The organism is Croceitalea dokdonensis DOKDO 023 (genome assembly GCF_001306415.1).
GTDB classification, from domain to species: Bacteria; Bacteroidota; Bacteroidia; order Flavobacteriales; family Flavobacteriaceae; genus Croceitalea; species Croceitalea dokdonensis.
Window position 1 is genome coordinate 368,444 of record NZ_LDJX01000004.1, and the last position, 20,843, is coordinate 389,286.

18 protein-coding genes are annotated in these 20,843 nt (G+C 42.1%); 10 read left to right on the forward strand and 8 right to left on the reverse strand.

What is annotated here, in order from left to right; genetic code table 11:
• Window positions 1–10: 10 nt before the first annotated feature.
• The 3 genes from I595_RS10700 to I595_RS10710 form a co-directional block, all read right to left on the reverse strand.
• Window positions 11–1,399 (reverse strand): Gfo/Idh/MocA family protein, encoded by a 1,389-nt coding sequence (locus tag I595_RS10700; RefSeq protein ID WP_054559405.1) that lies wholly within the window; start codon window positions 1,397–1,399, stop codon window positions 11–13.
• Between the two features lie 74 nt (window positions 1,400–1,473).
• A complete protein-coding gene (locus tag I595_RS10705) occupies window positions 1,474–3,768 on the reverse strand; it encodes an FdhF/YdeP family oxidoreductase (RefSeq protein WP_054559406.1) in 2,295 nt (764 codons plus the stop codon).
• 124 nt (window positions 3,769–3,892) lie between these two features.
• Complete coding sequence (locus tag I595_RS10710) at window positions 3,893–6,229, reverse strand: spondin domain-containing protein (protein ID WP_054559407.1); 2,337 nt, start codon at window positions 6,227–6,229, stop codon at window positions 3,893–3,895.
• A gap of 226 nt (window positions 6,230–6,455) precedes the next feature.
• Between I595_RS10710 and I595_RS10715 the strand changes: the two genes are divergently transcribed.
• A complete protein-coding gene (locus I595_RS10715; RefSeq protein ID WP_054559408.1) occupies window positions 6,456–7,556 on the forward strand; it encodes a LytR/AlgR family response regulator transcription factor in 1,101 nt (366 codons plus the stop codon).
• Between the two features lie 22 nt (window positions 7,557–7,578).
• Here the strand turns inward: I595_RS10715 and I595_RS10720 are convergent, their stop codons facing one another.
• The 4 genes from I595_RS10720 to I595_RS10735 all read right to left on the reverse strand — a co-directional run bounded on the left by I595_RS10720 (window position 7,579) and on the right by I595_RS10735 (window position 10,539).
• Window positions 7,579–8,490: a DUF5777 family beta-barrel protein gene (locus tag I595_RS10720; RefSeq protein WP_054559409.1), complete on the reverse strand. Its 912-nt coding sequence runs from the start codon at window positions 8,488–8,490 to the stop codon at window positions 7,579–7,581.
• The gene (locus I595_RS10725; RefSeq protein WP_054559410.1) at window positions 8,480–9,037 is read right to left on the reverse strand and encodes a YceI family protein; all 558 of its coding nucleotides are present in this window, start codon (window positions 9,035–9,037) and stop codon (window positions 8,480–8,482) included. The genes I595_RS10720 and I595_RS10725 overlap by 11 nt, the downstream gene beginning before the upstream one ends.
• Window positions 9,024–9,461, reverse strand: coding sequence for an OB-fold protein (locus I595_RS10730; protein ID WP_054559411.1), 438 nt, complete (start codon window positions 9,459–9,461; stop codon window positions 9,024–9,026). The genes I595_RS10725 and I595_RS10730 overlap by 14 nt, the downstream gene beginning before the upstream one ends.
• Before the next feature lie 190 nt (window positions 9,462–9,651).
• Window positions 9,652–10,539 carry an MBL fold metallo-hydrolase gene (locus tag I595_RS10735; protein WP_245628267.1) on the reverse strand — a complete coding sequence of 296 codons (888 nt, stop codon included), beginning with the start codon at window positions 10,537–10,539 and terminating at the stop codon, window positions 9,652–9,654.
• 142 nt (window positions 10,540–10,681) lie between these two features.
• On the opposite strand from I595_RS10735, the gene I595_RS10740 reads away from it, so the two are divergent.
• Window positions 10,682–11,512: a DMT family transporter gene (locus I595_RS10740; protein ID WP_245628268.1), complete on the forward strand. Its 831-nt coding sequence runs from the start codon at window positions 10,682–10,684 to the stop codon at window positions 11,510–11,512.
• A 2-nt stretch (window positions 11,513–11,514) separates the two neighbouring features.
• Here I595_RS10740 and I595_RS10745 read toward each other — a convergent pair whose 3' ends face one another.
• Entirely contained in the window at window positions 11,515–14,169 is a 2,655-nt protein-coding gene (locus I595_RS10745) for a valine--tRNA ligase (RefSeq protein WP_054559413.1), read from the reverse strand.
• A 197-nt stretch (window positions 14,170–14,366) separates the two neighbouring features.
• Here I595_RS10745 and I595_RS10750 point away from each other — a divergent pair, with 197 nt between their 5' ends.
• The 8 genes from I595_RS10750 to lipA all read left to right on the forward strand — a co-directional run bounded on the left by I595_RS10750 (window position 14,367) and on the right by lipA (window position 20,819).
• The gene (locus I595_RS10750; protein WP_054559414.1) at window positions 14,367–14,753 is read left to right on the forward strand and encodes a DUF1573 domain-containing protein; all 387 of its coding nucleotides are present in this window, start codon (window positions 14,367–14,369) and stop codon (window positions 14,751–14,753) included.
• Between the two features lie 228 nt (window positions 14,754–14,981).
• A complete protein-coding gene (locus tag I595_RS10755; RefSeq protein WP_054559415.1) occupies window positions 14,982–16,175 on the forward strand; it encodes a pyridoxal phosphate-dependent aminotransferase in 1,194 nt (397 codons plus the stop codon).
• Window positions 16,172–17,188, forward strand: a complete 1,017-nt coding sequence (murB, locus tag I595_RS10760; RefSeq protein WP_054559416.1) for a UDP-N-acetylmuramate dehydrogenase — start codon at window positions 16,172–16,174, stop codon at window positions 17,186–17,188. Before I595_RS10755 ends, murB begins: the two co-directional genes overlap by 4 nt.
• A gap of 183 nt (window positions 17,189–17,371) precedes the next feature.
• Window positions 17,372–17,944 carry an RNA polymerase sigma factor gene (locus tag I595_RS10765; RefSeq protein WP_054559417.1) on the forward strand — a complete coding sequence of 191 codons (573 nt, stop codon included), beginning with the start codon at window positions 17,372–17,374 and terminating at the stop codon, window positions 17,942–17,944.
• Window positions 17,945–17,977: 33 nt separating this feature from the next.
• Window positions 17,978–18,736, forward strand: coding sequence for an anti-sigma factor (locus I595_RS10770; protein ID WP_054559418.1), 759 nt, complete (start codon window positions 17,978–17,980; stop codon window positions 18,734–18,736).
• Window positions 18,737–19,084: 348 nt separating this feature from the next.
• Window positions 19,085–19,294 carry a hypothetical protein gene (locus tag I595_RS10775; RefSeq protein ID WP_054559419.1) on the forward strand — a complete coding sequence of 70 codons (210 nt, stop codon included), beginning with the start codon at window positions 19,085–19,087 and terminating at the stop codon, window positions 19,292–19,294.
• A gap of 23 nt (window positions 19,295–19,317) precedes the next feature.
• On the forward strand, window positions 19,318–19,887 hold the full coding sequence (locus I595_RS10780) for an RNA polymerase sigma factor (RefSeq protein ID WP_054559420.1): 570 nt from the start codon (window positions 19,318–19,320) through the stop codon (window positions 19,885–19,887).
• Between the two features lie 53 nt (window positions 19,888–19,940).
• The gene (gene lipA, locus I595_RS10785; protein ID WP_054559421.1) at window positions 19,941–20,819 is read left to right on the forward strand and encodes a lipoyl synthase; all 879 of its coding nucleotides are present in this window, start codon (window positions 19,941–19,943) and stop codon (window positions 20,817–20,819) included.
• Window positions 20,820–20,843 lie beyond the last annotated feature (24 nt).

The window sequence follows — 20,843 nt, forward strand, 5'->3', positions numbered from 1 at the left end:
ACGGCTTAAATTAGGTCACAATTTGCAAAGGTGCCGTGGTCTTCCATCTTCCTCTCGTAAAATCGGGAAATAACTGAGGGGTGCCCACCCCTTGGACAGAAAGTTCGCTAAGTGGCGCTATGGCACTCCACAAACAACCTTCATATACGTTTTGATCTAGCGGAAGTCCTTTTTGGAGACATTCCACGATTCGGTAAACCATGATTCCGTCCATCCCGCCGTGTCCACTGCCTTTGGCCGCTTGGTTAAGTCTTTTATAGAGTGGATGGTCATATTTCTCATAAAGCTTTTCGAGTGCTTCGCCCTGCACCCAAGAATGGTGGTCTTTGGTTAGGCCCTCCACCCCTCCTTCCAAGGCAACCCTAGTAGGAAATCCTGCTAAAATCCCTTGGGTCCCCTGAACCAGATTGTGCCGGGTATAAGGTCTGGGGCTGGTCTCATCCCACTGTACCATTATGGTCCTACCCATTAAGGTTCTGATTATGGAGGTGTTTAAATCCCCTCCTTTAAACTTTAGTTGGTTCCATTTATGATTGGGTGGGTAATTCTGTTTGGCATAGGCTGCCCGCCCCTTGGCAGCGGTGGACATAGAAACAAGCATACCAAACATATCATCCCCCCTTGCCAAATTCATGTATTGGGCCACTGGTCCAAGACCATGGGTGGGATACAAATTTCCATTCCTATTGGCATAATGGTGGGTGCGCCAAGAGCCTGTACCCCTTTTCTGCTCTTCCATCTGCCAGCGCAACTCATGGATGTAAGCGGCCTCTGCATGTAAGATGTCCCCAATGACACCTTGTCTGCACATGTTTAAAAACATAAGTTCGTCCCTACTATAGTTCACGTTTTCCAGCATCATACAATGGCGCTGGGTACGTTCACTAGTATTGACAATATCCCAAAGCTCATCCAGGGTTACCGCCATGGGCACCTCTACAAAAGCATGGGCACCGTTTTCCATAGATTCTACGGCCATAGGCGCATGATTGGCCCAGTTGGTCGCTATGAAAACAACATCTGGCCTTACTTCTTTTAACATGGTTCGCCATTGGTTTTCATCCCCAAAATAGGATGCGATATTTTGGTGCCTGCCATCTTCCGCAACCTCACGCACCCATCCAATCTTTTCATTCACCAAATCTTCATAAACATCACATATGGCTACGACCTCCGTATTTGGCAAAGCGGCCAGAAATTTAAGATGGTACCCGCCACGGGCGCCAACACCTATAAACGCCGCACGCACGTTTTCTAGCTTAGGGGCAGCAAACCCACCCATGTACCGCTGATTAAAAGGAATTTCTGACCCTGCTTTAAGATAACTTGGCATTGTGGAAACCGCAGCTGCGGTGAGGGATGTTTTTTTTATAAAATGCCGCCTATTGATTTTTGACATAATGTCTTGGTTTTGTAGTATGATGTTGTTTGCAGAAACTTTGCTACAACAACTGATGTCATTAATTAGAGGATTTAGACTTCTATTTTTACCACGATAGATTTACTAATTGGGGTATTGCTTTTGGTCGCAAACTCATCTATGGGTACCAATACATTGGTTTCTGGAAAATAAGCTGCAAGATTCCCTTTGGGAATATTATATGGTACAATTTTAAACTGTACCGCCCGTCTCAGTTTTCCCTGATAGTAAGACGTGAGGTTCACTACTTGCAACTTTTCATAGCCTTTGTCCTTGATATCATTGGGATTCATAAATACAATCCTGCGCTCCCCATAAATACCCCGATACCTATCATTCAAATCATAAATGGTGGTATTGAATTGATCATGGCTCCGTATGGTCATTAAAACAAATTCATCCTCTGCCAACCTATGGGATGCTAGCTGGTTTATGGAAAACTGTGCCTTACCCCCTGGAAGCTTGGAAAAATCCCCTACCCTAGCATTATTGGGTAAATAAAAGCCAGAACCTTTAGAACGTTTGGTATAGTCTTCATAGCCTTCATAAACCTGGGAAATCTTCTCCCGTATTAGGCCATAATCCGCACCCAAGGCCAACCAGTCCACGGAAGAATTACCCTTAAAATAGGCATTTGCCAAGCCCGCAACAATGCTTGGTTCACTTTTTAGGTACTCGCTAATGGGATTACGACCGCCTTGGCTCTGGTGTACTTTCCCCATACTGTTCTCAACGGTCACAAAACGGGTCTTACTATTGTAGGCGTCACGCTCTGTACGGCCTAAAGTAGGAAGAATAAGGGCCGTTTTACCGGTAATCAAGTGTCCCCTATTTAATTTGGTGGCAATGGAGACCGTTAAATCACAGTTTTGCAGGGCTTGGGCGGTGTAGTTGGTATCGGATACGGCAGACACAAAATTGCCGCCCAGTGCAACAAAAATTTTGGCATCTCCCCTATACATGGCTTTTACGCAGCCTACTGTGTCCAATCCCTCCTTTTCTGGGGCATCAAAACCAAACACTTTTTTCAAGGCTTGGTTTAAAGGTTTGGAAACGTGGTGCATGATTCCAACGCTGCGATCGCCCTGCACATTGCTATGTCCCCGAACTGGGCAGGTTCCCGCCCCTCTTTTACCAATGCTTCCTTTCAACAATAGCAGATTAACACATTCTCTAATATTATCCACCCCGTTCTTATGTTGGGTGAGTCCCATGGCCCAACAAATAATAATTCTTTTCCGTTCCGCTAAAATGGAAACGGCCAGGTCTATGATATCTGAAGGTACACCGCAACGTTCCAATAGTTCCATTTCATCATAACGGTCCAAATCTGCCTGTAATTCTTGATATCCGGCAGTTTTTGAAGCAATAAATTCCGTATCAAAAACTTTGGAGCCACCTCTCTCCATGGCCAATAAACGTTTCATTATAAGTTTTAACAAGGCAACATCCTCATTAATCTTTACTTGCAAAAAAACATCCGTCAGGCTAGTTCCAGAACCTAGGATTCCATTTATTTTTTGTGGATTTTTAAATCGAACCAACCCAGCTTCTTCCAGCGGGTTAACAGTTATTATTTTACCCCCGTTCTTCTTGCACTTTTCCAATGCGGAAAGCATTCTAGGATGGTTGGTGCCGGGATTTTGGCCAATGACCATGACCACCTCAGCTTCATACAGATCGTCCAAGGTAACGGAACCCTTTCCAATACCAAGCGTTTCTGTCAGTGCAACACCACTGGATTCGTGGCACATATTGGAACAATCTGGCATATTGTTGGTACCAAAGGCACGTACAAACAAGCCGTACAAAAACGCAGCTTCATTACTGGACCTACCCGAGGTATAAAAAATAGCTTGGTCCGGTGAGTCCAATTGATGTAATTGCTGGGCAACCAGCCCAAAAGCATCTTCCCAGGAAATAGGTTCATAATTCACAGAGTCCGGCCTTAGGACCATGGGTTCTGTTAAACGGCCACTCTTCCCAATCTGCATATCTGTCCACTGGGACATTTTCTCAACGGAATATGTTGCAAAAAAATCGGCATTGGCACGCTCAAAAGTGGTTTCCTCTGCAATGGCCTTAGCACCATTTTCACAATATTCCCCAAGCTTGGAAGGCTCCTCAGGGTCTGGCCATGCACATCCGGGACAATCAAAACCATCTTTTTGGTTCATTTTACCCAAGGTAGCCAGCGATTTAAACACCCCAGATTCTTTGTTTAGGTGCGCAACCGTTGTTTGCAACGCCGTTAGGCCAGCTGCGTATTCTGGAGGCTTGGTAAGCTTAAGTTTGGTAAAGGAAGTATCCCCAACGGTGGAGATATTACGTTTTTTAAGTTCTGGCATCTTGCAAAGTTTTTTAAAGTTACCTTTTATTTGTAAATAGGCAATACAGTAAGGTTAGGGTAGCAAAAAAGGGCCGTTCCAAAAAGAACGGCCCCTTCCCAAACTAAAACACCAAAAAAACTTCTTATTGTGGTCTGATTTCAACACGAACAAGGTTATAACCACCTCTAGGGTCTTGCAGCCAGACAACCCCAGGTCCACTGGAAATGGTACCTTTTCCAAATTGAACATCTGTTAGGGCACTTACCCTTCTAATCAAGGGATTGTCATCTGCCCCACCTTGATTGGCGGCACTTTGTCTTGGGGCTTGGTTCATGCCAAAACCAACTGGCTCATCTACTTCCGTACCAGAATCATACAAGTAAGACTTTTCACTTGCCCCAAAGCCAGATACGGGCGCGCCCGCTTCATCAAATAAGGGAAAACCTGCGTTATTATAAGATAGGAACCAATCATTACTGGCAACAAACATAGTGGCAAAACCAAATTTAAAATTCTGTCCATCAGGAACTTCCAAGGTAAAGGTAAGTTCACCACCGGGACCAACAGGCGCCATTTCATTGCTTGCGGCGACTGGGACGCCTTTTGCCCTTAGATATTCCATAGCTACAGCGTTATTTCCATCTTCTGCGATTTCTTCCAGTCCGTTTTCAGAATTATTTTCTTGACCTTGGCCCACTAATGGATCACTCTCACCATTAAACGCATACACCACTCCCGGGGAAAACACACTCAAAGAAGAGGCCAAACGTAATGGCGTACCCTGGGTACCAGTTTCCGTAAACCAATTGTATAGCGGCATTGGATTCCCGTCTTCGGCTATAGCTTCCAAACCAACACCTCTATCTTGCTCACCCAATGTAAATAATGGATTGGCCAATGCGTGTAACACAGCTATTCCAGGGGTTACCACAAAGTTGGTTGCCTTTTTGGTAATGGTTAAAGTAAATGTACCGGCCTCAGTACCGTTTCCTGGGGTATAATCCAATATGGCAGACAAGTAAAAATCCCCTCTATTGCTATTTCCCTCCACGACTCTGACCAAAGGATTGGCATCTGCAGGACCTACATTGGCACCTGCGGGTGGGAAAGTGGCCGGATCATTATCGGCCTCAGTACCTAAATCATAAAGAATCAATTCACTAGCAATGTCAACACCATTTAGTGCCGCACCATTGCTCCATAATGCTATCCCATTTAAATCTTCGGGCGCCAAAAACCAATCGTTACTATTTCCCATCATGGTCACTGGTGTAAACCTAGTTCCAGGAACAGCTTGGAATTGAATTTGATACTGACCTCCCTCTTCCGTTAAAGGACCTGGATTGGACTGACCAACTGGGGTAGTGAACGTGTGTACGTTTAAATAGTTGATCACATTACTTATGGTCACATTAAAAACAGTGGTTTTTACCGCAGCATCGTTAGGTTCCCCCAATGAAGGAATAGCCTCGGGAGCCCAATCTGTTGCCGCATCCCCTTCACCATCATATTCCATACTGGCAGACAAGCCCACGGTTGGCACAAAATCCCCTGTGGTCCAGATACCTGCCTCTACCGCTACGTTCTCACGTGCGCTTCCGGCGGCACCCCATTGAACAAAATCAACAATCGCTTCTGCATTGGTAAACTGATTTGTGGAATATAGTCCCAAACCACCTTGTGTATCGGGCATATTCATTGGAAGCACCACATAGTTACCTGATTCCAAATTGATATCACCGGATTTTGGCGATAGATTACCAATTTGGGCATACTGTCCGGGACCCAGACATAACCAATAATTGGAAAGGTCAATGCCCGTATCACCGTTGTTGTATAATTCTATATAATTTAAATTACCATACTGAACTTCGTTGATGACAATGGATTGCTTTAAGGCCTCCGGCATGGTTAGTACATTTTCCGCACCTATAGTGATGGAGGTAGTTTCTGACCAATTGGCGGCTCCTTGCCCGTCACCATCAAATATAATACTGTTTTCCGCACTACGTTGTACTGGCACAAACTCACCAGCGGTCCAGATACCTGCCTCTACCGCTACACTTTCACGCGGGTTTCCTGCCGCACCCCATTGAACAAAATCCACAATGGCATCGGCATTGGTAAATTGGTTAACAGAATAAAGCCCTAGGCCACCTGCTTCCCTTGGCTTATCCAATGAGACAGAAAGGTATTGTCCCGGAGCTACATTTAAGTCGCCCTCCCTTTGAAGATCACTAATTTGGGCATATTCTCCCGGCCCAAAACAGAACCAATGGCCAGAAACGTCCGCTGCTGCGTCCCCTGCGTTAAAAATCTCGACCCTATTTCCAAGGTACTCTACCTCATTAATGACCAAACGCGCTTGGCCCGTCTCTATTGGTGGATTTGTTTCCTCAATTTCCTGCACTACATCATCCTCTGTACATGCAAACGCTAAAAATGACAGCGCCGTAATTTTTAATAGATTTCTTTTCATGATACTTGTTTTAAATTGTTATACGTTTTTTATTTGTTTTCAATCACAGGACAAAAGAAGGCAGAAGAAACACCCTAAAACGAGTAAAACTGGTTGAACAGGAATTATGGGGTTTAAAAGTGAATTCTGGAATTGCCTATAAACACTGACCTTAGAAGGACATATCTTTTTTTATCCCCCAAGAATGGTCATGTTCACTATATTTAGCATCACTTAATATCTTAACATGCGGAAAGATCGTCTTTACCTCTACACCTTTTTAGCGATATCCCTTCTCTTTATAATTATTGGAGGCATATCTGCCAAGTATTTTGTGAAATTGAGCGCAGAGCAGATGCTTTCCGTACAGTTGGAATCCATTAAAAGAAATACCAATGAATTTGCGTCCCTTGTAGGTTTTCAGTTTTCCAACGGAATCAATACCACGGACATTCAACAACACTTACAGGCAACCATCAAAAATTCTAACAACCAAAATAGTTTTATGAGCGTCTTGGATTGGTCCGGCAAAAGAATTGTCCATCCAGACATTACATTAGTGGGTACATTGGTGGCCAACGACGATTCTTCTGGGTTTAGCATGAACAGTGAAGTGGGGCTAGGAAATTTCTATGAAATAGTAAGCAACTCCACACCCACGCAGTCCCACTTAATTGCACTTGGTGCCGTACCAAATTCTGATTGGATAATCGCGGGACATGCCAATACGGGAGGAATCAAAAAACAACTAATCGATATAAAAAACAGGTTCTATACCTTATTTGGGCTAATGGGTTTTGCCATAGTTCTGGGTAGCGTTATAAGTTTTAGAATCATCGGTAGCAAGTATGAGAAAAAACTGGAACTCAAAAACGAAACCCTGGAAACAGAAATCATCAATCTGGCAAAGTTGAACAAAGATATAGGTAGCTATCAAAAAAGAGTGGTTGCGGACAAAAATGAGGAAAAAGCAATTACTCCGGAAGAGAGCTTAAATCAAAAGGACAGCGGAAAAAAAAGGCTGTTGACGTATCTGCGTAATGAGCTCTTATCCGTTCCTCTGGATCAAATTGCCTATATCTATACAGAAAATACGATAACGTATGTTGTAGATATGCAGGGGAAAAAATCCACGACAAATTCTAGTTTGGACGAGATATATTCAGACTTGGATAACAGTTTTTTCTTTAGGGCCAATAGACAATTTATTGTTTCCATTATCTCGTTGGAAAAAATAATTAGATATGGGAACAACCAGCTTAAGCTTTTGGTAAAACCAAAGTCTGAGGTAGACATTATTATTGGGAAAAATAAAGCTGCTGAATTTAAAAAGTGGTTAAATCTGTAAATTCCAAAAAGGCCACCCAATATTATTTTCTATTTGGTTTTTGCTTTTTAAAATGTAGTACATAGGTAGCATTTACCCCTACGTGTAATCCTCCTGGACGGAAATGAAAATTATTTGGGTTAAAGGAGTAGATGGAAATATCATCAAAACTCTTGGAGTTTGTCATGGAAAATTGCATGATTAAATCCCCCATTTCCCAATTGACACCAAGTCCAAACAAGTCAAATCCTTCTGTTCCTCCCTTGTTCCTATTAAAAAGCAAGCCATATTCAGAGGTAAGGGAAACATGATTACTTAATTTATACCGGGCCCCCGTTCCCAAAAGAAATAAGTTTTGCTGTCCAATAACCGGCTGTTCACTACCCATCCTTAAATAGGTTGGGCTCAATTGAAGGGAAAAATTATTATTGAACTTTCTGGCGATCAACACCTGGCTCACATAAGACCACCGTTGTGAAGTGTTTTCTGGCAATGCAAAAATCCCTGCATCTCTAGAAAAATAGGAAGAGCCTTGAAGTAAGGTAACGCCAAAAGGCACCGTTCCGTCTTGTTTTTGTCTAATTAACCGGTATTTAAGAAAACTATTTAATATGCCATCCGCCGTGGCTATTCCCATACCTGCGGTAAACCTATCCGTAAATGCGTATTGGACACCTAAGTGGCCTGAAAAACGGTCGGCTCCAAAACTCTGGCTATTATCATTATTGGGTATGTTCCAATACCGCGTTCCCAAAACAAATTCCATTGTACCCTTTTTTCTGGTCTCAATGGATTGTGTGAGCACAATGCGGTTGGTCTTAAAACTTGCTTGGGCAAAGAACGTGGTATCCCCAACTTCCTGCTCCAATATTTGCATTAACCCTTGGTCTTGCGCCAGCAAGGTATTTACAAAAAGTAGGATGTAAAAAATAAAAGCTGGTTTACTAATCTTCATAAACTTCATATTCAAACCTGTAAGTTATTTGTATTTCTTTGGAAATATTGGGCACCAACAAAGCAGGTACTTTTATATCAAAATCATCGATTAAAACATTAAAATTTCCACTTAATACCAACTTGGCATCTTGCATCTCAATTTTAGTCTTCACCAAAACCTGCTTTTGAACGCCATGGAAATCCATTAAACCCCTTATCATTCTTGACTCCCCTGACGATGGCCTGTTATTTATAAAATCTTCTATGTTGCCCGTAAAGGTCAGTTTTGGAAAAATATCGGACTCAACATAACTCTCGTTAAAATGTTCTTCCATCAGTGCTTTTTTAAAAACAAAGGCCCTCATTAACATTTGCACTGCAATTTCCCCACTGCCCAGGTCTGCGACACTTACTACCTGATTATTGACCGCTTCTATGTTCTCAACCGCGGTATAGGAGAAGAAGGTAACGTTGCCCTGTCTACATATCATTCTATCACTTTGGCCTGTTGCTGTTAAGTGATGGAATAAAAGGTATACGATAATCTTTAATCTAAGGTACTTCATTGATTCTAACACAATTTAATAATATTACATCTAAAAGAAATCCCTTACAAACCCCTTTTAAACTAATTTCTTGACCTATTTGAATGCTCTTATCAACATTGGTATCCTCCTGGGACATATCGCATATAATGTAACTATCTTGAAATTCAACCCCTTTTAAGATAATGGTTTGGCGATCGTTTAGATAGGTAATATCATGAACCCGTCCTTTTACTTGAACCAATTGGTTTATGTATTGTTCTTTTGCAGATAGGGCATCATTCTGGAACACTTGAATCATCTGATCTATTGGAAGTACAGTGGCCTTATTATTGGCCATAATATTGTCATTCAGCGATGCTTGGGAATTGAATAGGACAAAACCAATCACCACGGACACAATGATAATGGAAAAAATGATTTTATGTGTTTTTTTTATAACCACGCAATATCCCCCTTTTATTTAAAAACGGGTAAGTTTTAGTGGGGACTAAATTAGCTTACCCGTTAGTTTTCATAGCAAGGAATTTCCCTTTGCTCCACCAAAGAAATAATCAAACTGGACAGAATCATAAAAAACTTGCATGAAGGTGAAAAAAAAGGGTTAAAGCTGAATTTTTTTACAAGATGGATATTTAATCATCCGCAGATTTATAAATGAATTCAATAATTCTTTCCGCATTGATAAAACCTTGGCCATGAGTGGCATCCCATGGTTTAGACAATCCCAATTGCTGGGTCTGTTCCAAGGTGTTTCCCGCTTTCCTTGCGTTCTTGACCAGGGTACGTAATTGTTTAATTACCCCAAGGTAATCTTCCAGTTCCTTCTTGGATGCAACCGGCCCATGCCCAGGGATAATCTTGGTTTTATCATCTATGATACCCAGTGTCATACTAATATTGCTGATGAGGCCATCAATATCCCCACCAGAATTTAAGTCTATGTACGGATAGCGCCCTACAAAAAAGTTATCCCCCATATGAATTACATTATCTTCCGGAAAATAGTAGTAGGCATCACCGTCTGTGTGGGCATCATTTACATGCATGGCATGCATATCGTTGCCGTTATCCAAGTGTAAGGTTAGCTTATCATTAAAAGTAATCACCGGTAAGGCCTCCTTGGGGGAAGGCTCCACAATTCTACCTCCTCCCCTATCTTGTTCTGCGGCCATTCTTTTACGCACGTTCTCGTGGGCAATAATGGTCGCGCCTTGGTTGGCCATATTTGCATTGCCTCCGGTATGGTCTCCATGCCAGTGGGTATTTAGGACCCATTTAACAGGTTTATCCGTTAAGCTTGTAATATGTGCCAAAATCTTATCTGTCAACGGGCCAAATTGGTCATCAATGACATAGGCAGTTTCTTCCCCAATGGCGAGGCCAATGTTTCCACCGGAACCAAATAGTACATAAATATGCTCTGAGAGCTGCTCGGAGGTGATTTCCACCTTTTCCCAATCCCGTTGTCCATAAGAAGTAAAAGCGGCAAAGATTACCGTGATTACAGTAATTCTTTTCATAAATAATAGTGCGTGTTCCATGCAAGGAAGTTACCAAATTCCCTGCAATAAGCACAATCCCACAGATGTTTCCCAATCACTAGCTGGTTTACGCAAGAAAAGCTACAAATTTGGGGTAGCTTTGTACGCTTTACTGAACTAGGTGAAAAAGGCAATTCTTTTTATGCTCATAAGTACGGCGTCATTTTCTATAATGAACGCCATCATAAAATATTTGGACCACATTCCGGGCTTTCAATTGGTTTTTTTCAGGTCTTTGACCTCATGTGTATTTGCGACTACATACCTACTTTCCAGAAACATCAACCTTTTAGGAAACCAAAGAAAGTTATTGGTACTGCGTGCCATTACGGGACTTGTTTCCATGAGCCTATTCTTTTTCTCCTTTAAGTATTTGAATGTGGGCACCGCAGTTTCCCTAAGGTATATAGCCCCGATATTTGCAGCCCTATTCGCAGTGCTCTTTTTGAAAGAAAAAATTAAACCGGTACAATGGCTTTTCTTTCTCATAGCTTTTTTGGGTGTTTTGATGTTAAAGGGTTTTGATGAATCCATGAGTACCCTAGGATTGGCCTTGGTCATCCTCGCATCCCTATTTACGGGAATGGTTTACATTTTAATCCGAAAAATAGGGAAGGGAGACCATCCCGTGGTTGTAGTGAACTACTTTATGTTCTTGGCAACGCTTATTGGCGGGGCATTAAGTAGTTTTTCTTGGATACAGCCCCAAGAATGGGACTGGTTGTTACTTGGCAGCCTAGGGGTTTTTGGTTATGTGGGCCAAGTGTATATGACCAAAGCCTTTCAGGCGGCACCAACCCACATTGTTGCCCCCATTAAATATGCCGAGGTAATTTTCACCATTGGGATTGGCGTTTTCTGGTTTGGTGATACCTATACCCTTCTCAGTTTTCTTGGGCTTTTTATGATTATTGCCGGATTGATGGGTAATACCTTGGTTAAAAAAACATAAACCTACCCCAGACTCGCCAAGCTCTTCTCCAGGGTTTCTATTTTAGCTTCGGCATCCGCTACTTTTTTACGTTCCATTTCCACCACCTGCGTCGGTGCATTGTTCACAAACCGTTCATTGGATAGTTTCTTTTGGACCGATTGTAAAAAACCCCTAGTATACTTTAGCTCGTCATTAATTTTCTGGATCTCGGCCTGCACATCAATGGCACCCATAATGGGTATAAAGTATTCATTGCTCTTTACCCTAAAGCTCAAAGCACCGTCTACCGCATGTTCCACTGACTCTATACTGGACAGATTGCCCAATTTTTTAATAATGGAATCCATGCGGGCACTTGCGTTTTCTGAATTGAGCTCCATCAGTTCCAGTACCTCTTTAACCGGAATATTTTTTTCTTTGCGCACGTTTCTAATGCCAGTTATCACTTCTTTGGCAAAATCAAACTCCGCTATCAACCTGCCATCGGTCTGCATTTTTTTAGGCCATTGGGCCACGCAAAGTGCCTGCTCTGGTGTTCTTGGTGCCATATGTTGCCAAACCTCTTCACTTAAAAAAGGCATAAAAGGATGTAGCAACTTTAAATTGGCTTCAAATAAAGAAACCACTTGGGCCAAGGTGCTTTTATCAATCGGTTTTTGATACTCCGGTTTTACGATTTCCAACAACCATGAGCAGAAATCGTCCCATACCAATTTGTAGATGGCCATCAACGCATCAGAAATTCGATATTTGCTAAAATGGTCTTCAATTTCTACCAAGGTTTCAAAGAATTTGGAAGTATACCAGTCCAAGCCTATTTTCGTAGCCTTAGGTTGCTCCATATCGGCTACCTCCCAACCTTTTACCAGCCTAAAGGCATTCCATATTTTATTGGCAAAGTTCTTTCCCTGTTGGCAAAGGGCCTCATCAAACATTAAATCATTTCCAGCGGCAGAACTCAACAATAAACCTACACGAACTCCGTCAGCACCGTATTTTTCCATTAATTTCAGTGCATCTGGTGAGTTGCCCAGTTGTTTGGACATTTTACGTCTTTGCTTGTCCCGCACCAACCCGGTGAGGTATACATTCTCATAAGGCCGCTCTTTACGAAATTCATACCCAGCAACAATCATTCTGGCTACCCAAAAGAACAGGATATCTGGACCTGTGACCAAGTCGTTGGTGGGGTAGTAATAGTTAATCTCTTCATTATCCGGTGCTAAAATTCCACCAAAGACACTAATGGGCCATAGCCAAGAAGAAAACCAAGTGTCCAGCACATCTGGATCTTGCCTAAGGTTGTCCAAGCTAAGGGCTGGATTGTTGGTTTTTTGTTTTGCCAATTCCAAAGCCTCCGCTTTGGTTTCTGCCACAACAAAATCTTCTTTACCATCTCCAAAATAGAAAGCTGGGATTTGCTGGCCCCACCATAATTGTCTGGAGATATTCCAATCCCTTATGTTTTCCATCCAATGGCGATAGGTATTTTTAAACTTATCCGGAAAAAGTTTGACGTCCCCCGTTTCCAAGACTGCATCCAGTGCCGGTTGGGCCAGGCCTTCCATTTTTAAGAACCACTGATCAGAAAGCCTTGGCTCAATCACCGCCTTGGTGCGTTCAGAGGTGCCTACCTTATGGATGTGCTGTTCCGTTTTGATTAAGTGACCCTTTTCCTCCAATTCCCTCGCAATTTCCTTTCGCACTACAAAACGGTCCTTACCCTGGTAATGCATTCCAAAGGAATTTAAGGTGGCGTCTGCATTAAAAATATCAATGACCTCCAATTGGTGCTTGTCCCCTAAATTTTTGTCGTTTTCATCGTGTGCAGGGGTTACTTTTAAGCATCCGGTACCAAATTCAACATCTACATACTCATCCTCAATAATGGGGATGACCCTATCACAAATGGGAACTATGGCCTTTTTCCCTTTTAAATGGGCAAATCGATCATCATTGGGATGGATGCAGATGGCGGTATCGCCCAAAATGGTTTCAGGTCTGGTTGTTGCAATGGTAAGCACCTGTGCCTGCCCCTCTAACGGGGTGCCATCTTCATTTGCAATTTGGTATGTTATATAATAGAGATTACCCTGCCGCTCCTCATAGTTAACCTCCTCATCGGAAAGCGTGGTTTGGGCTTCAGGGTCCCAGTTCACCATTCGGTATCCCCTGTATATCAACCCCTTATTGAATAAATCAACAAATACCTTAATTACAGAGGCAGACATATCGTCATCCATGGTAAACTTAGTACGGTCCCAATCACAGGAACAACCCAATTTTTTTAGTTGCTGTAGGATAACGCCCCCATATTCATCGGTCCAGTCCCAAGCGTGTTTTAAAAATTCTTCCCGTGACAAATTGGATTTATCAATGCCCTCCGCTTTGAGCTTGGCTACTACTTTTGCCTCCGTGGCAATGGACGCATGATCCATACCGGGAACCCAACAGGCATTTTTTCCTTGGAGCCGCGCCTTTCTGATCAACACATCCTGGATGGTATTATTGAGCATATGGCCCATATGCAAGACCCCAGTTACATTGGGTGGGGGTATCACAATAGTATAGGGTTCCCTGTCATCTGGTTTGGAGGAGAAAAAATTGTGTTTTGTCCAGTACTCGTACCAGTGTTCCTCAACCTTGGCGGCATCATATTTAGATGGAATCTCCATTTTTCGGTATAGTTTTTGAGCAATTAAGGGCGATGAACCGTTTGGCAAAGAATAAGCATGTTAATTTTATGCGATTCTTATCGAATGGTTGATCTTTTAAATACGAAACAAAAGTAAGTAACGTTATTAGATGACAAAAGAATTTTGGATGATGCTTTAAAACATAATACATTTGAAATTCCTCAAAAATTAAAAAGATGAAAAAAACACTACTTTTATTATTTGTTGGCCTTTTGGCTTTCACTGTAAAAGCACAGGACCAAGTTGCCAAAATTGAATTTAAAACGGAAACCGTAGATTACGGTGAAATTGAAAAGGGAAGTGATGGCATCCGTGTATTTGAATTTACCAATACAGGCAACGCCCCCTTGGTCATCAGCGATGTAAAATCCAGTTGTGGATGCACCATCCCCAAGAAACCGGATGCTCCAATTTTACCGGGAGAATCCGGAGAAATCCAAGTAAAATATGACACCAGACGTGTAGGTCCCATTAGAAAGGCCATTACCGTGACCTCTAACGCGGATACACCTACCAAGGTATTGAAGATTAAAGGCACCATTAAAGGTGAAGGCGCCAAATAAAAGAAGCTCTTATAAAATCACGAACCCTAACATAAACATGTTAGGGTTTTTTTATACCCAAAAACAAGGAAAAACATGGACATACCAAAAATGGTGACTATCTCTACAGGACAGGGCACACTAGGGTCCATTGATTCTAGTACCTGTGTTAAGGCAGTAATAATTGCTGCCACTTAATTGTTTTGCAAGATGAGTTTATGCATTTTTGTTGAAAATTAGTGAACCGTTATGCCTAAAATCTCACAAAAAGGGCTCCACATGCCCTCTTCACCTATTAGAAAGCTGGTTCCATATGCAGAGGAAGCAAAGAAAAGGGGCGTACATGTTATCCATCTGAACATAGGCCAGCCAGACATTAAAACACCAAAAGCAGCATTGGACGCGGTCAAAAACGCCTCTATAGAAGTATTGGCCTACAGCCGTACTGAGGGGTCAGAGGCATATCGGGGAAAAATAGCCTCGTATTATGCCAAGCACCAAGTTCATGTCACCGCAAAAGATATCATCGTAACTACGGGAGGCTCTGAGGCTTTGGCCTTTACCATGGGGAGTATTCTTGATGAAGGTGATGAAGTCATCATACCAGAACCCTTCTATGCCAATTACAACGGTTTTGCGGCTGCAAACGGGGTGAAGGTAATCCCAATTCTATCTTCTATTACCAACAATTTTGCCCTCCCGGACATTGCCGATTTTGAACAGAAAATATCCGCCAGGACCAAGGCAATATTAATTTGCAACCCCGGAAACCCCACGGGTTATCTGTACAATGAACAAGAAATAAAACAACTGGTTGACCTGGTCAAAAAATACGACTTATTCTTGGTTGCCGATGAGGTGTACCGAGAATTTGCCTATGACGGAAAACAGCACCATTCCATTTTGGCACAAGCGGGAATGGACAATCACGCCATCATTGTAGATTCTGTTTCCAAGCGATACTCTATGTGCGGGGCAAGGATTGGTTGCATTGTCTCCAAAAACCCCTTAGTCATAGAAACTGCCATGAAATTTGCACAGGCAAGATTGTCCCCACCCACCCTGGCTCAAATTGCAGGGGAAGCGGCACTGGACACGCCTCAACACTATTTTGATGATGTTATCGCAGAATATGTTTCCCGAAGGGATTTGTTATTAGCGGAACTATCCAAAATTGATAATATTAAGATTGCCAGGCCAAGTGGTGCGTTTTACTGCGTGGTGGAACTGCCCGTGGCCAATTCTGATGATTTTGCGCAGTGGCTTTTGGAAGAGTTCCAAATTAATGGGGATACTGTAATGGTGGCCCCTGCAGCTGGCTTTTATGCCACAGAGGGACAAGGGCTAAATCAAATACGCATTGCCTACGTACTGGAAAAGGAACAGCTGAAGAAAGCGGTGCACATCCTGGACAAAGGTCTTAAGCAATACTTAAACAGGTGAACATTTTACAGAACGTTTCCTTACGGCCCTACAACACCTTTGGCATTGCTGTAAAGGCCAAGGCATTCTTGTCAGTGACCACTCCCCTACAACTGCAAAAAGCCTTGAGACTAGAGGCTTATGCAGAGAGATTTATTATTAGTGGAGGCAGCAATATGCTACTTACCAAAGATGTAGATGCCCTTGTTTTACACATTGCCCTCAAAGGCATCTCCATTGTTGAGGAGACTGACGAGGCGGTCATCATTAAGGCGATGGCCGGGGAAAACTGGCATGAACTGGTGCAATGGAGCCTAGCTCGCAATTATGGTGGGCTGGAAAACCTTTCCCTAATTCCGGGCAATACGGGAACAGCACCCATCCAGAACATTGGTGCTTACGGGGTAGAACTTAAAGACATTTTTGTTGGCTGCGAGGCAATGGAAGTTAAAACACAGGAATTGGTGGAGTTCAGTAAAGAGGACTGTAAGTTTGGTTATCGGGACTCCATATTTAAAAACGAGGCAAAGGATAGGTATATCATTACATCGGTCTTGTTGAAATTAACCAAGAAAGACCACAAACTCCTTACTTTTTACGGGGCAATTGAAACAGAGTTGAAAGATATGGGGGTGGTTAACCCTACCATACAAAACATATCGGATGCTGTCATCTCCATAAGACAGCGAAAACTTCCAAACCCTAAGGAAATAGGCAATAGCGGAAGTTTTTTTAAAAATCCCGTAATATCCAAGAAAGTCTTTGTACAATTTCAAAAAGAACATCCCAACGCGCCGTTTTATGAACTGCCGGATGGGCAATTTAAGATCCCTGCTGGCTGGCTGATAGAACAATGCGGGTTTAAGGGCAAACGTTTTGGAGACGCTGGGGTACATAAAAACCAAGCCTTGGTCTTGGTAAATTATGGCGATGCCTCCGGTATGGAAATTTGGGAATTGGCCATGAAAATAAAATCCAGCGTTAAAACCTCCTTTGGGATAGACATCCAACCAGAAGTCAATATTATAAATTAACCCCGGCCATCGAACGATGCACCGGGGTTAAACCAAACCAAACTAACCAAACTCTTTTAAATGAAACAGTGTTGTTTCCTTTAAATCGCACAAGTAATAATCATTTTAATACTTTAGCGTTGTTATATATACGCAGAAAATGAATTTTTGGATGTCCAAAGATGCTGTTCTGAAGATTACACTATGAGCACACTTTTAGAAAAGCACATTGTAGAATTGTTAAAGGAACGAGATGAAAAGGCCATTTCCCTGCTTTATGACAATTATGCGAACACACTCTACGGTGTTGCCCTTAAGGTGGTAAAAAATGAAGACCTGGCGCAAGATGTGGTTCAGGAAAGTTTAGTAAAAATCTGGAAAAAATCTGACAGCTATGACCCGGCAAAGGCAAAACTTTTTACATGGTTGTTCAGGATTACCAGAAATACGGCCATTGACAAGTTACGCAGTGCCAGCAATAAATCTGACAAGGAAATCCAAATAGACGTTTCTGACGTATTTAATTTAGGTGTGGAGAGCACCAAGCCTGAACTGTTGGACATGCGGGAAAATCTGGAAAAGATAGAACCCAAATATAAAATTGTTCTAGATGCCTTGTTTTTTGAGGGAATGACCCAACAGGAAGCAAGTGAAGAATTGGATATCCCCTTGGGGACTATCAAATCTAGATTAAAAATTGGTCTAAGGGAACTAAGGAAAATTTATGGCGCCGATCTTGGCCTTGTGTTAATGGCCATTGGAAGCATGATGGCGTAGACCCTAGTAAGCAGATCGTAAGTAATAAAAGAGATGAAAGACAAAATAAAACTATTTTTAGATACGGACCTGTTGGAGAAATATCTACTTGGTACCACGGATGTATTGGAATCTAACCAAGTAGAACGGTATATAGCCATGTATCCGGAAGTACGCAAGGTGTATGAAGAACTCCAAGAAAACCTTGAACGTTATGCCAAACTTCATGCAATTAATGCGCCACAAGGTTTAAAGGAAAAAATTCTGTTTCAAATTAAACAGGAAAATAAAAACAGGGGTAGGTTCTTTAAGTATGCTATTGCCGCAAGCATTGCCGCTTGCATCTTTCTGTCCTCTACCTATTTTTTCTACAACCAAAATAAGAACCTTCAAGAGGAAAACACCTTGGTCACCAATAAAATCAAGGATTTGGAAATGGATATGAAAGTACAGTTGGAGGATATCCGTAACCAATACATTGTGTTGAACAACCCCAATACCAGAAGATTCCCAGTGGTTGGTAACAAAAAAGCCAAAGAGCTCAAAGCGGTTGCCTATATCAATCCTGTAAAGAAATTGTCATACATTAATGTAAGCAACCTGCCTCAGCTACCGGAAAACAAATGTTTTCAAATGTGGGCCGAAGTAAACGGTGAAATGGTGAACTTAGGTGTGATAAAGGACATTGGGGACAAACAAAAATTATTTGCACTACCCTATGCAGAGGATGCCATTAGTTACATTACCATTGAGCCTAAAGGCGGTAACCACACACCAACGGTACAAAATATAGTAGCGAACATCAAGTATTAAAACATTTTTGGTGAAGCTAGGTTTTAATGGAAAAATTAAATCCTACCCATTGTGCATTTTGATGAAAATTTGTCAATTCGAGTGATTTTTTGATACAAAGTATCGGAAAATAGTATCGAGAATCCGAATTTTAGCAATTAAACCTTGTTCTCGATACTTTTACTTCCAGAAAAAACTCGAACTGACGGTTTTAAATCTAAAAAGCATTCAAAATGCACAAAGGGTTAAATCCTGTTTTGATCTAGGGAAAGCTACAGATTTGTCGTGTAGCGGTAAGCATCAAAAACGAAAGTATTCTTAAAATTCGCCTAAGCGGCACCTATTTTTGTATTTTTACAAAAAATTTAAATGAAATTAGCACTTCTAACCGTAGGCTTATTGGCATTGGCCATTGCTGGTATTACCATAAAAATATGGTCCAAGAAAGATGGTGAATTTGCCGGTACCTGTGCAAGCCAAAGCCCCTTTTTAAATAAAGACGGAGAAGCCTGTGGTTTCTGTGGAAAACTTCCTGAAGAACAAGACTGCAAAAAAGATACGCTTAATACCAATGCGTAGTTTCAGCAGTTAAATTTGACTATTTGAGTACGGCCGAACCCAACATCCCAGTACTGATACAAAGGGCAAAAGAAGGTGACCAAAAGGCCTTTAGTTCTTTATTGAACGCTTATTGGAACATTGTTTATGGCTTTCAGCTAAAACGAACGCAGAATGAAAACGACGCAGAGGACATTACCATCCAAACCTTTTCCAAAGCATTTGAAAAAATCGATACGTTCAAGGAGTCATACGAGTTTAGCACTTGGCTCATAGCCATATCCAAAAACCTACATGTAGACCTTATCCGCAAAAAGAAATCCAATCTTATTAACGGGGGGCAATCCATGCGTGGTTCGGAGGCGGGGAGCGTTATGGATGAGAGCCCTTCCGCGGAAGACAATTTAATCATAGAACAAAACCTGGCCACACTATTGGCAACTGTCAAAAAATTAAAACCGCACTACCAAAGTGTAATAAATCTGCGTTATTTCAATGAATTGAGTTATGCCCAAATCGCAGAAGAATTGGATGAACCCGTAAGCAATATCAAGGTAAAATTGTTACGGGCAAAAAAGCTTCTGGCAGAACTCATAAAAAACAAACCGGTGTAAATCCCATGAACGGGAAACATCGTTTTCGTATATTTACAATCTAAAAATAAGCTATGGCAACCGAGGCAGCAACGCACGTAATTCCTCCAAAAAAAGGAAAGCCCAAATGGTTAAGGGTAAAACTTCCCACCGGTAAGAAATACACCCAACTCAGAGGGCTTGTAGACAAATATGACCTACACACCATTTGCACCTCCGGAAGCTGCCCTAATATGGGAGAATGCTGGGGTGAGGGGACCGCAACTTTTATGATATTAGGGAACGTCTGTACGCGTTCCTGTGGATTCTGTGGCGTAAAAACCGGAAGGCCGGAAAGTGTAGATTGGGCAGAACCAGAAAAAGTGGCCAGATCTATAAAAATTATGCAAATTAAGCATGCCGTGCTCACCTCTGTAGATCGGGACGATCTTAAAGATATGGGATCCATTATCTGGGCAGAAACCGTAAAAGCGGTAAGGCGCATGAACCCCACCACCACCTTAGAAACATTAATACCTGATTTTCAAGGAATAACAATACATTTAGACCGTATACTATCGGTACATCCAGAAGTGATTTCACACAATATGGAGACGGTGAAGCGGCTTACCAGAGAAGTTAGGATACAGGCCAAATACGAACGAAGCCTTGAGGTGTTGAGATACCTAAAGGAAAATGGGGCAAGCCGAACAAAGTCTGGCATCATGCTTGGGCTTGGCGAATTTGAGGAAGAAGTATTGCAGACCATGGAAGACCTGAGGGGTGTTGGGGTTGATGTGGTAACCATAGGCCAATACCTCCAACCATCCAAAAAACATTTACCGGTTAAGGAGTTTATTTTACCAGAACAGTTTAAAAAATATGAGGAAGCAGGTTTAGCCATGGGCTTTCGCCATGTTGAGAGCGGTGCTCTGGTAAGATCCTCTTACAAAGCCCATAAGCATATTGATTAACTTGGGCACCTAGCCTATCTAAAC

Coding starts and splice junctions, on each gene's coding strand:
- I595_RS10745 (WP_054559413.1), bottom strand. CDS start 14,169: ATGGAGATTCCATCTAAATATGATGCCGCCAAGGTTGAGGAACACTGG.
- I595_RS10755 (WP_054559415.1), top strand. CDS start 14,982: ATGCCTAAAATCTCACAAAAAGGGCTCCACATGCCCTCTTCACCTATT.
- lipA (WP_054559421.1), top strand. CDS start 19,941: ATGGCAACCGAGGCAGCAACGCACGTAATTCCTCCAAAAAAAGGAAAG.
- I595_RS10735 (WP_245628267.1), bottom strand. CDS start 10,539: ATGAAAAGAATTACTGTAATCACGGTAATCTTTGCCGCTTTTACTTCT.
- I595_RS10710 (WP_054559407.1), bottom strand. CDS start 6,229: ATGAAAAGAAATCTATTAAAAATTACGGCGCTGTCATTTTTAGCGTTT.
- I595_RS10715 (WP_054559408.1), top strand. CDS start 6,456: ATGCGGAAAGATCGTCTTTACCTCTACACCTTTTTAGCGATATCCCTT.
- I595_RS10765 (WP_054559417.1), top strand. CDS start 17,372: ATGAGCACACTTTTAGAAAAGCACATTGTAGAATTGTTAAAGGAACGA.
- I595_RS10770 (WP_054559418.1), top strand. CDS start 17,978: ATGAAAGACAAAATAAAACTATTTTTAGATACGGACCTGTTGGAGAAA.
- I595_RS10705 (WP_054559406.1), bottom strand. CDS start 3,768: ATGCCAGAACTTAAAAAACGTAATATCTCCACCGTTGGGGATACTTCC.
- I595_RS10700 (WP_054559405.1), bottom strand. CDS start 1,399: ATGTCAAAAATCAATAGGCGGCATTTTATAAAAAAAACATCCCTCACC.
- I595_RS10725 (WP_054559410.1), bottom strand. CDS start 9,037: ATGAAGTACCTTAGATTAAAGATTATCGTATACCTTTTATTCCATCAC.
- I595_RS10775 (WP_054559419.1), top strand. CDS start 19,085: ATGAAATTAGCACTTCTAACCGTAGGCTTATTGGCATTGGCCATTGCT.
- I595_RS10750 (WP_054559414.1), top strand. CDS start 14,367: ATGAAAAAAACACTACTTTTATTATTTGTTGGCCTTTTGGCTTTCACT.
- I595_RS10720 (WP_054559409.1), bottom strand. CDS start 8,490: ATGAAGATTAGTAAACCAGCTTTTATTTTTTACATCCTACTTTTTGTA.